Here is a 10,373-nt window from a genome sequence, read left to right on the forward strand (position 1 = left end):
TATGTGTCCTCCTGTGGACGTGTACTTCAGACTGCGCGCTCCTCATTGAACGCGTAGGGATAGTTCAGGGTATCTCGGCATGCAGCAGGCGGCGCATTCGGCTAATCAACCGTTACTGAGTGGTGACCATAGGAAACATTCAGGAAACACGACGGCGCCGCCGGCTCCGAAGAGCCGCGGCGCCGTCGTGGTCGGATGCCCGGGTCAGGCGAAGGCCTCCACCGGCGGGCATGCGCACACCAGATTGCGGTCTCCGTACGCCTGATCGATCCGGCGCACGGGCGGCCAGTACTTTCCGGCGATCAGGGCGTGCACGGGGTAGGCGGCCACCTCGCGCGTGTAGGCGTGGGTCCACTCCCCCGCGATCAGCGAGACCGCGGTGTGCGGGGCGCCCACGAGCGGGTTGTCGTGCGCCGGCCAGCGACCCGCCGCGACGGCATCCGCCTCCGCCTTGATCTGGATCATGGCCTCGATGAAGCGCTCGATCTCGCCGAGATCCTCCGACTCGGTGGGCTCGACCATGAGGGTCCCCGCGACGGGGAACGACATGGTGGGTGCGTGGAAGCCGTAGTCGATGAGGCGCTTGGCGACGTCGTCGACCGTGATCCCGGTGGCCTCCTTCAGCGGACGCAGATCCAGGATGCACTCGTGCGCGACGCGTCCGTTCTCGCCCGTGTAGAGCACCGGGTAGTGGTCGGCGAGCCGCACCGCGACGTAGTTGGCCGAGAGCACGGCCGCGGCGGTGGCGCGGCGCAGGCCGTCCGCCCCCATCATCCGCACGTACGCCCACGAGATCGGCAGCACACCCGCCGAGCCGTACGGCGCCGCCGAGACGACCCCGCCGTCGAACACGTGCCCGCCCGCGTGCTCGGAGCGCTGGGCGAGCGGGTGCGACGGGAGGAACGGGGCGAGGTGCGCCTTGGCCGCGACCGGCCCGACACCGGGTCCGCCGCCGCCGTGCGGGATGGCGAACGTCTTGTGCAGGTTGAGGTGCGACACGTCTCCGCCGAGGTCCCCGAACCGCGCGTAGCCCAGCAGGGCGTTCAGGTTCGCGCCGTCGACGTAGACCTGGCCCCCGGCCTCGTGCACCGCCGCGGTGATCTCCACGACGTCGTGCTCGTACACGCCGTGCGTCGAGGGGTACGTGATCATCAGAGCCGACAGCTCGTCGGCGTGCGCGGCGATCTTCGCCCGCAGGTCGTCGAGGTCGACGTTGCCGAGCTCGTCGCAGGCGACGACGACGACCTTCATGCCGGCGAGGACGGCGGATGCGGCGTTCGTGCCGTGGGCCGACGAGGGGATCAGGCACACCGTCCGCTGCTCGTCGGCGTTCGCGAGGTGGTAGCCGCGGATGGCCAGGAGCCCGGCGAGCTCCCCCTGCGATCCGGCGTTGGGCTGCAGCGACACGGCGTCGTAGCCGGTGACCTCGGCGAGCCAGGACTCGAGCTGGTCGATCAGCTCGAGGTACCCGGCCACGTCGGATGCCGGGGCGAAGGGGTGGATCACGGCGAACTCGGGCCACGTGATCGCCGCCATCTCGGTCGCGGCGTTGAGCTTCATCGTGCACGACCCGAGCGGGATCATGCCGCGATCGAGCGCGTAGTCGCGATCGGCGAGGCTCTTGAGATAGCGCATCATCGCGGTCTCGCTGCGGTGCGCGTGGAAGACCGGGTGCGTGAGGTACTCGTCCTGTCGCACCAGGCCGCTCGGGACGGCTCCCTGCGAACCGCTCGCCCAGAACCCGAACGCCCGGTCGGCCTTGCCCCCGAACACGCGCGCGACCTGGTGCAGCTCGTCGTGCGTCGTGGTCTCGTCGACCGAGATGCCGACGGTGTCGGGGTCCGCGGCGTGGAGCAGGATGCCGTAGCCGTGATGGGCCTGGGAGACGTACTCCGCCGCGCGCCCGGGCACCCGCACCCGGACGGTGTCGAAGAACGCGTCGTGCACGACCTCGGCCCCGGCCTCGACGAGCCAGTCGCGCAGGAGCCGGGCCTTGTCGGCCACCTGCCGCGCGATCGCCTGCAGCCCGTCGGGACCGTGGTACACGGCGTACATCGAGGCCATCACGGCCAGCAGCACCTGGGCGGTGCAGATGTTCGAGGTCGCCTTCTCGCGGCGGATGTGCTGCTCGCGCGTCTGCAGCGAGAGCCGGTATGCCGGCTTGCCGTCGGCATCCACCGAGACGCCGACGAGGCGCCCCGGGAGCTGGCGCTCGAGACCCGCGCGGACCGCCATGTACCCCGCGTGCGGGCCGCCGAAGCCCATCGGCACGCCGAAGCGCTGCGTCGTCCCCACCGCGACGTCCGCGCCCAGGGAGCCCGGTGAGGTGATCAGGGTGAGCGCCAGGAGGTCGGCCGCGACCACCGCGAGCGCGCCCGCGAGGTGCGCCGCGTCGATGACGGCCGAGGGGTCCCAGATCCGGCCGGATGCACCCGGGTACTGGATGAAGACGCCGAACAGCTCGGCCGGGAGCTCCTCGCCCGCCGCGAAGTCGACCGTGACCAGCTCGATGCCCACGGCGTCCGCGCGGTTGCGGAGCAGGGCGTGCGTCTGCGGGAGGGCATCCGCGTCGACGGCGAACACGGGGGACGCGACCTTCGACGCCCGGCGGGCGAGGAGCATCCCCTCGGCGACCGCCGTCGACTCGTCGAGCATCGAGGCGTTCGCCGTCGACAGACCGGTCAGGTCGGCGACCATCGTCTGGAAGTTGATCAGGGCTTCGAGGCGCCCCTGCGAGATCTCGGGCTGGTACGGCGTGTACGCCGTGTACCAGGACGGGTTCTCCAACACGTTGCGCTGGATGACCTGCGGGGTGATCGTGCCGTAGTAGCCGAGGCCGATCATGGCGCGGTTCACGGTGTTGCGGGACGCGAGGGCGCGCAGCTCGTGCAGCGTCTCGGTCTCGCTCGCGGCGGCGGGGATGCTGCTGCCGGCGAGCTCGGACTCGGATGCCGCGGGCGTGAAGATCGACGAGGGCACCGCCTCGGTCATGAGCGCCTCGAGCGGTCCCTCGGCGGCGGCGTCGCCGGCGATGCCCAGGGCGTCGAGCATCTGCCGCTGGGCGGCGGGCGTGGGTCCGATGTGACGGTCGGCGAAGGGAACCACGTCCGGATCAGCCCTCGGTGAGTGCGACGTAGGCGTCGCGGTCGAGCAGGCCGTCGAGGGCACCCTCGGCGACCGACACCTTGAGCAGCCAGCCGCCCTCGAACGGCTCCGCGTTCACCAGCGAGGGGTCGTCGACCACGGCGTCGTTGACCTCGACGACCGTGCCGGCGACGGGGGCGTACAGCTCCCCGACCGACTTGGTCGACTCGATCTCGCCCACGACCGTGCCCGCCAAGAGCGCGGTGCCGACCGCGGGCAGCTCGACGAACACGACGTCGCCGAGCTTGTCGGCGGCGTAGTCGGTGATGCCGATCGTGACGGTGTCGCCGTCGGCGGCGATCCACTCGTGCTCGTCGGTGTAGTGCAGCGCGTTGAGGTCGGTCATATGGTCCTCCGGTAGAAAGGCAGGGCGGTCACGGTCGCGGACATCCTCGTCCCCCGCACGTCGAGGAACACGTTCGTCCCCTCCTCCGCGGAGGAAGGAATGATGTAGGCCATCGCGATCGGGTGGCCGAGGGTGGGGCTCAGGGCGCCGCTGGTGATCTCGCCGAGAGGGGCGCCCTCGGCGTCCACCACCGCGTAGCCGGCGCGGCCGGCGCGACGGCCTTCGGCGACGAGGCCCACGAGCACCGGCGCATCGGCCGCGGCATCCACGGCCTCCTTGCCGACGAACCCCGCCTTGTCCCTCGCGACCACCCGGCCGAGACCCGCCTGTGCCGGCTTGGTCGCGGTCGTCAGCTCGTGGCCGTACAGCGGCATGCCCGCCTCGAGGCGGAGCGTGTCGCGCGCGGCGAGGCCCGCCGGCACCAGACCGTGCGGCGCCCCGGCGGCGAGTACGGCGTCCCACAGGGCGCCGGCGTCGTCGACGCGGATCATCAGCTCGAAGCCGTCCTCGCCCGTGTACCCGGTGCGGGCGATGAGCAGCGGCGCGCCGCGGAAGGACGCATCCGTCCAGGCGTAGTACCTCTGCTCGGACCAGGGTGTGCCGAGGGCTTCGATGCCCTCCGTGGCGGCGAGGATGCCCTGCGCCGCCGGCCCCTGGACGGCGATGAGCGCGAAGGAGTCCGACACGTCCTCCACATCGACCCCGCGATCGCCGAGGAACCCGGCGAAGCTGCGCTCCTCACCCTCGGCCCGGGGGGCCATCTCCCGCTCGAGGATCGAGGGGAACGAGCGCACGCGGGAGGCGAAGGCGGAGTCGACGTAGCCGCGGTTGCCGGCGTTGGCGATCACGAGATAGCGATCCTCGGCGAGTCGGTAGACGATCACGTCGTCGACGATGCCGCCCTGCTCGGACAGGAGGAGGGAGTACTTCGCCTTGCCGACCGGCAGGGTCGACAGCCGCCCGGCGAGCGCGTGATCGAGGAAGTCCCCCGAGTAGTCGCCGGTGATGAGGAACTCGGCCATGTGCGAGATGTCGAAGATGCCCGCCGCCTGCCGCACGGCGTGGTGCTCGGCGAGGTCGGAGGTGTAGCGCACCGGCATCTGCCACCCGCCGAAGTCGGTGAAGGAGGCGCCGAGCGCCTCATGGCGTTCGCGGAGCGGGGTGTAACGGGGGTCTGGCATGAGTTCTCCCGGATGCGTGCGGGCGGAGCGGCGGCATCGCCGCTCCTCGGAACTCCCCCTCTGTCATGGGCCTGAGAGCTTCACCCGCGCGCGGAGGCGGGTTTTCACCGTCGGCGGATCCCGCAGCAGCTCGGGATCGCTTTTCAGAGTGGCCGGAACCGCGCGGTACGCGTACCTGAGAGATTGGCGGGGAGGCTTGCTCCTTCGGTGCCCGGCTGCGTTCGCCGGGGCTCTCCCGCGGGGGTCATTCGGCCCGTGTTCGATTGTGCGGCCAGTCTAGCGGGTCTCCCCTGCCAGCTCGCGGCGGACCTCGTCGCGCAGGCGTCCGAGGTTCTCCGGCTCGGGCGCCGCGCCCAGGAGCGTCTTCGTGTACGCGTGCTGCGGGTCGAGGATGACCCGGTCGGCGGGACCCCGCTCGACCACGTCGCCCTTGTACAGCACCATGATCTCGTCGGAGAAGTGGCGGGCCGTCGCGAGATCGTGCGTGATGTACAGCACGCCGAGGTCGTCCTCGCGCTGCAGGGCCGCAAGCAGGTTGAGCACGCCCAGGCGGATCGAGACGTCGAGCATCGACACCGGCTCGTCGGCGACGATGAACCGCGCGCCGGGCGCGAGAGCTCGGGCGATAGCGACCCGCTGGCGCTGCCCGCCGGACAGCTCGTGCGGTCGCCGCTCGGCGAAGCTCTCGGCCGGGGTCAGCCGCACGCGCTCGAGCAGCTCGAGCGCCCGCTCACGGACCTGCGCGGCGCTGAGATGCGGGTGGTGGATGCGCAGCGGACGCTCCAGATGATGCACGATCGAGTGGAAGGGGTTCAGCGACGCGAACGGGTCCTGGAACACCATCTGCACGTCGGAGCGGTAGCGCGCCAGGGCACGCCCGCGGACGCCGGAGTCCACGCCGTCGAGCAGGATCTGCCCGCTCGTCGGCCTCTCCAGCTTCATGAGCATCCGTGCGATCGTCGACTTCCCCGACCCGGACTCGCCCACGAGCGCGATCGTGCGGCCCGCCTCGAGCGTGAAGGAGACGTCCTTCACGGCATGCAGGACGTCGGTGCGGAACCCGGATCGGAGGGTGAAGTCCTTCGAGAGGTGGCGGGCCTCCAGCGTCGGCCTCCCGGCCTCGGCACCGTGGGCGGAACTCATCGGACCTGCTCCTGACTCTCCTGCATCCCCGTGCGCACGAAGTCTCCGCGGTCCCCGCGGAGACTCGGGAAGCTCGACAGCAGCCTCTGCGTGTACGGATGCCGCGGCGTGCGGTAGATCTCCTCGGCCGTGCCCTCCTCGACGATCTCCCCCTGCAGCATCACGGCGATCCGGTCGGAGATCTCGATCAGCATCGGGAGGTCGTGGGTGATGAAGATCACGGCGAAGCCGAGCTTCTCCCGCAGGCGCATGATCTCGCGGATGATGCCGCGCTGCACCACGACGTCGAGCGCGGTGGTCGGCTCGTCCATGATCATGACCTGCGGGTCGAGGGCGAGCGCCATGGCGATCATCATGCGCTGGCGCATGCCCCCCGAGAGCTCATGCGGGAAGCTGGTGAGCCGCGTCGGGTCGACGCCGACCAGCGTGAGCAGCTCCTCCGCGCGCTTCTGCTTGCGGGCGCGGGACATCCCCGGACGGTGTGTGTCGAAGATGTCGAAGATCTGCGCCTTGACGCTGATCACCGGGTTCAACGAGTTCATCGCTCCCTGGAACACCATCGAGATCTTGTCCCACCGAAAGGCGCGGAGGCCGTCGGCCTCGAGCCCGACGACGTCGATGTCGCGGCCGTCGCGGTCGTGGAACACGATCTCCCCGCTCGTCATGAGAGCCGGAGCCTTGAGCAGCCGGTTCATGCCGTACGCGAGCGTGGTCTTGCCGCATCCGGATTCCCCGGCGAGACCCAGGATCTCGCCGCGGTGGAGGGTCAGGGAGACGTTGCGCACGGCCTTCACAGGCGGATCGACCTCGTACTCGATCGACACGTCGCGGGCGGTCAGGACGGGCGCGCTCATGCGGTCACCCCCTTCGTCTTCGCGGCCCTGCGCACGCGCCGGGCCGCATCCGGGGCGTTGCGCAGCTTGGGGTTGATGACCTCGTCGATCGCGAAGTTGATGAGGGCGAGGCCGGCCCCGAGCAGCGCGATCATGATGCCCGGCGGGACGAACCACCACCAGGCACCGCGTCCGAGCGCCTGCCCGGACTGGGCGTCGTTGAGGATCGTGCCCCACGTGATCGACGAGTTCGGCCCGAGCCCCAGGTACGACAGACCGGCCTCGCCGAGAATGGCGAAGATGATCGCGAACAGGAACTGCGCGGTGAGCAGCGGCAGGAGGTTCGGCATGATCTCGACGAGGATGACGCGGAACGACCGCTCCCCCGCGACCTTCGCGGCGTACACGTAGTCCCGGGTGCGCAGCGAGCGCGTCTGGAGCCTCAGCACGTAGGCGGCGCCCGCCCAGGAGGTGATGCCGAGGACGACGGCCACCAGCTGCCAGCTGCGCTGCGGCACGAACGAGGCGATCACCATGACCAGCGGCAGGCCGGGGATGACGAGCATCACGTTGGTGAGGAGGGCGAGTGCGTCCTCCCGCCAGCCGCCGAGGTATCCGGCGAGCACGCCGAACAGGAGCGAGAGCACGATCGCGATCCCGCCCGCCACCACTCCCACGAGGAGCGACCCCTGGGCGCCGGTGGCGAGCTGCGCGAACATGTCGTTCCCGAGCTTGGTCGTGCCGAGCCAGTGCTCGGCGGAGGGCGGCTGGAGCGCGGCGTTGTCGGTGCTGCGGGGGTTCTGCGCGAAGAGCGGCGCGATGACCGCGAACAGCGTGATCGCGACGACCAGCACGAGCCCCGTGACGAACTTGGGCGAGCGTGTCGGCAGGAGTCCGCGTCCCCGTCGCGGACGCTGCGTGGCGAGGGTCGCGGTGGTCGCCGGCTCCTCGGCCGGCTGCTCCGTGACGATCTGCAGGGGGACGAGCTTGGTGTCAGACATTCTGGCGAGCCCTCGGGTCGATGAATCCGTAGATCAGGTCCATGAAGAAGTTGGCGGCGAGCACGGTGATCGTGATGACCAGGAACAGCCCCTGCATGAGGGCGTAGTCGTTGTTGGTGACGGCTTGGAACATGAGCTTGCCGATGCCGGGATAGGTGAACACCTGCTCCATCACGATGGAGCCCGCCACGACGAAGCCGAGGGTGATCGAGAATCCGGCGACCGACGGGATCGCGGCGTTGCGCGCGGCGTAGGTGGTGAGGATGCGGCGGGGGTGCAGCCCCTTCGCCTCGGCGGTGAGCACGTAGTCCTCGGCAAGCGTCGACACCATCATGTTGCGCATGCCGAACAGCCAGCCGCCTACCGAGCTGATCACGATCGTGAGCGCGGGGAGGATCGCGTGCGAGAGCGCGTTCGAGAAGAAGGCCCAGGTCGGCTCGGGGCCGTCGGGGAAGTCGAACACGTCGTAGCCGCCGAAGATCGGGAACCAGCCGAGCCCGACCGCGAACACCGCGACGAGGATCAGCGCCATCCAGAAGTACGGGATGGACTGCAGGACCGTGGTCGCCGGGATCACGTGGTCGACCCACGTGCCCCGCTTCCATCCCGCCCAGGCGCCGAGCACGACGCCGAGCACGAAGGAGATCACGGTCGCGGTGCCCACGAGAATCAGCGTCCACGGCAGCGCCTGCCCGATGAGCTCGGAGACCGGGGTGGGGAACTTCGTCACCGAGACGCCGAGATCACCCTGGAACATCCGTCCCCAGTAGGAGAGGTACTGCTCCCAGAGGGACGCGTCGTCGCCGCCGAGCAGCAGCTTGATGTTGCGGATGGTGTTCTCGGACACCTCTCCGCCCGCGCGCTGCATCTTGGCGATCATGATGTCGGCGGGGTCGCCGGGCATCATGCGGGGAAGCAGGAAGTTGAGGGAGATCGCGGCCCACAGCGTGAACGCGTAGAACCCGATCCGTCGTGCGTAGAACTTCATGAGTGCGTCTTCCTCGACTTCCTGCCTCCCCGACGACCGGTCAGCCGACCGGCTGCAGCTGCGTCAGCACGTACCCGGCGGCGATCGCCCCCCACGACGGCGGGAAGGCGTAGAGGTCGTCCTCCGTCGGCCAGCCGGTGTAGTCCTTCGTGTTGTAGAAGGTCTGGGTCGCGTTGATCACGAGCGGGATGTAGGGCAGGTCCCGCACGATCTCGGACTGGATCGTGCCGTACAGCTCCTTCTTGGCCGCCTCGTCATCGGTGCTGATGGCGGACTGGATCGCCGCGTCGACGACGGGGTTGTCGTACCGGCTGAAGTTCCAGCGTCCGGCCGGGACCTCCGCTCCGACGGGGCTCGTGGACTGCACCTGCGTGCCGCCGAACCAGTCGCGGTAGATCTGGAACGGGTCGGCGACCGAGGTGCCGATCATCCCTCCCACGATGAGCTGGAAGTCGCCGCCCTGGCGGGCGTCGGAGAACTCCTGCCACTGCACGGTCGAGGCGTTGATCTTGATGCCCGCCGCCTCGGCCTGCTCCGCGATGAGCTTGGCGGCGTCGTTGTAGTCGGTCCAGCCGTCGACCGAGATCAGGCTGAGCTCGACGGGGGTGCCGTCCTTCTCGTAGATGCCGTCGGATCCCTTCGTGTAGCCGGCGGCCTCGAGGATGCCGGCGGCGTCCTCCGCGTTCGCCTCCTGCGGGCTGACCTCGTTGGCGGGATCGGCGACCCACTTCTCGTCGCGGGGCAGCAGCGCGTAGGTCGGCGAGATGTCTCCGGTCAGGCCGACGAACGCCTTCTCCTTGATGGTGCTGCGGTCGATGGCCGCATTGAGCGCCTGACGCACGGCGACGTCGGTCTGCGGTCCGGTGCAGCCGAGGTCGACGTTCGCGCAGGTGTAGAGCACCGTCGGGTCCTGCGGGGTGTTGATCCACTCGATCGCCCCGTTGCCGGTCACGTCGTCCGGGTTCGGGATGAACATGCCGGTCCAGTCCAGCTCGCCCGCGGCGAGGAGGTCCTGTGCGGTCTGGTTGTTGTCGACGGCGATGTACTGCACCTTCGTGACCCCGAGGTCGTCGGCGTCGCGGAAGTTCTCGTTGGCGACGAGCGTGTAGGACTCGCTCGTGGTCTTGTCGACCACGTAGGCGCCGGATCCGACGGGCTCCTCGTTCGCGAAGTTGGCGAAGTCGGTGACGTCCTTCCAGATGTGCTCGGGCAGGATGTACGTCGATCCGAGCCGCTGGAACTCGGTCGTGTACTGGGCCGTGGAGTACGTCAGCACGACCGTGGTGTCGTCGGTCGCCTCGGCCGAGACGAGGCCGTTGCCCTCCGGGTTGTTCGCCTCGTAGTTGAACGAGAACGCGACGTCGGCGGCGGTGAGCGGCTCGCCGTCGCTCCACTTCAGGTCGGGCTTGATCGTGATGGTGATCGCCGTGCCGTCCTCGTTGTACTCGTACGAGTCGCCGATGAGGCCGATCGGCTCGGAGTCGGCGGTCTTGTTGAAGAAGAACAGCGGCTCGTAGATGGGTCCGAGGGCGCCGTGGAGCACCGTCGGGGCGAAGGGGTTGTAGTTCGCGGTGATCGGGGTCTGGCTTCCGGCCCAGACGCGGAGGGCTCGGTCGCCGTTCGCGTCGGAGTCGGCGCTCCCGCCCGAACCACAGGCGGTCAGGCCCAGGGCGAGGACGGTCGCCCCCGCCGCCGCGGTGAGCGCGATCTTGCGCGTGCCGTTACGGGTCATTCTTG

General features: G+C 69.6%; 8 protein-coding genes and 2 riboswitches. All 8 genes read right to left on the reverse strand.

Features of this window, described 5'->3' with window-relative positions:
* Positions 1-204: 204 nt before the first annotated feature.
* Positions 205-3,051, reverse strand: coding sequence for an aminomethyl-transferring glycine dehydrogenase (gene gcvP / locus AB3M82_RS03360; RefSeq protein WP_412957994.1), 2,847 nt, complete (start codon positions 3,049-3,051; stop codon positions 205-207).
* 61 nt (positions 3,052-3,112) lie between these two features.
* On the reverse strand, positions 3,113-3,490 hold the full coding sequence (gcvH, locus tag AB3M82_RS03365) for a glycine cleavage system protein GcvH (protein ID WP_412955569.1): 378 nt from the start codon (positions 3,488-3,490) through the stop codon (positions 3,113-3,115).
* Complete coding sequence (locus tag AB3M82_RS03370; RefSeq protein ID WP_412955570.1) at positions 3,487-4,671, reverse strand: glycine cleavage system aminomethyltransferase GcvT; 1,185 nt, start codon at positions 4,669-4,671, stop codon at positions 3,487-3,489. The genes gcvH and AB3M82_RS03370 overlap by 4 nt, the downstream gene beginning before the upstream one ends.
* 53 nt (positions 4,672-4,724) lie before the next feature.
* Positions 4,725-4,823, reverse strand: a riboswitch (glycine riboswitch).
* A gap of 1 nt (position 4,824) precedes the next feature.
* A riboswitch (glycine riboswitch) is annotated at positions 4,825-4,919 on the reverse strand.
* Between the two features lie 28 nt (positions 4,920-4,947).
* Entirely contained in the window at positions 4,948-5,814 is an 867-nt protein-coding gene (locus AB3M82_RS03375; protein ID WP_412955571.1) for an ABC transporter ATP-binding protein, read from the reverse strand.
* On the reverse strand, positions 5,811-6,668 hold the full coding sequence (locus tag AB3M82_RS03380; protein ID WP_412955572.1) for an ABC transporter ATP-binding protein: 858 nt from the start codon (positions 6,666-6,668) through the stop codon (positions 5,811-5,813). Before AB3M82_RS03380 ends, AB3M82_RS03375 begins: the two co-directional genes overlap by 4 nt.
* Positions 6,665-7,648, reverse strand: a complete 984-nt coding sequence (locus AB3M82_RS03385; protein WP_412955573.1) for an ABC transporter permease — start codon at positions 7,646-7,648, stop codon at positions 6,665-6,667. Before AB3M82_RS03385 ends, AB3M82_RS03380 begins: the two co-directional genes overlap by 4 nt.
* On the reverse strand, positions 7,641-8,636 hold the full coding sequence (locus AB3M82_RS03390) for an ABC transporter permease (protein ID WP_412955574.1): 996 nt from the start codon (positions 8,634-8,636) through the stop codon (positions 7,641-7,643). The genes AB3M82_RS03385 and AB3M82_RS03390 overlap by 8 nt, the downstream gene beginning before the upstream one ends.
* Before the next feature lie 40 nt (positions 8,637-8,676).
* Complete coding sequence (locus AB3M82_RS03395) at positions 8,677-10,368, reverse strand: ABC transporter substrate-binding protein (protein ID WP_412955575.1); 1,692 nt, start codon at positions 10,366-10,368, stop codon at positions 8,677-8,679.
* Positions 10,369-10,373: the final 5 nt, after the last annotated feature.

This window comes from Microbacterium californiense (assembly GCF_047246625.1).
Classification (GTDB): domain Bacteria; phylum Actinomycetota; class Actinomycetes; order Actinomycetales; family Microbacteriaceae; genus Microbacterium.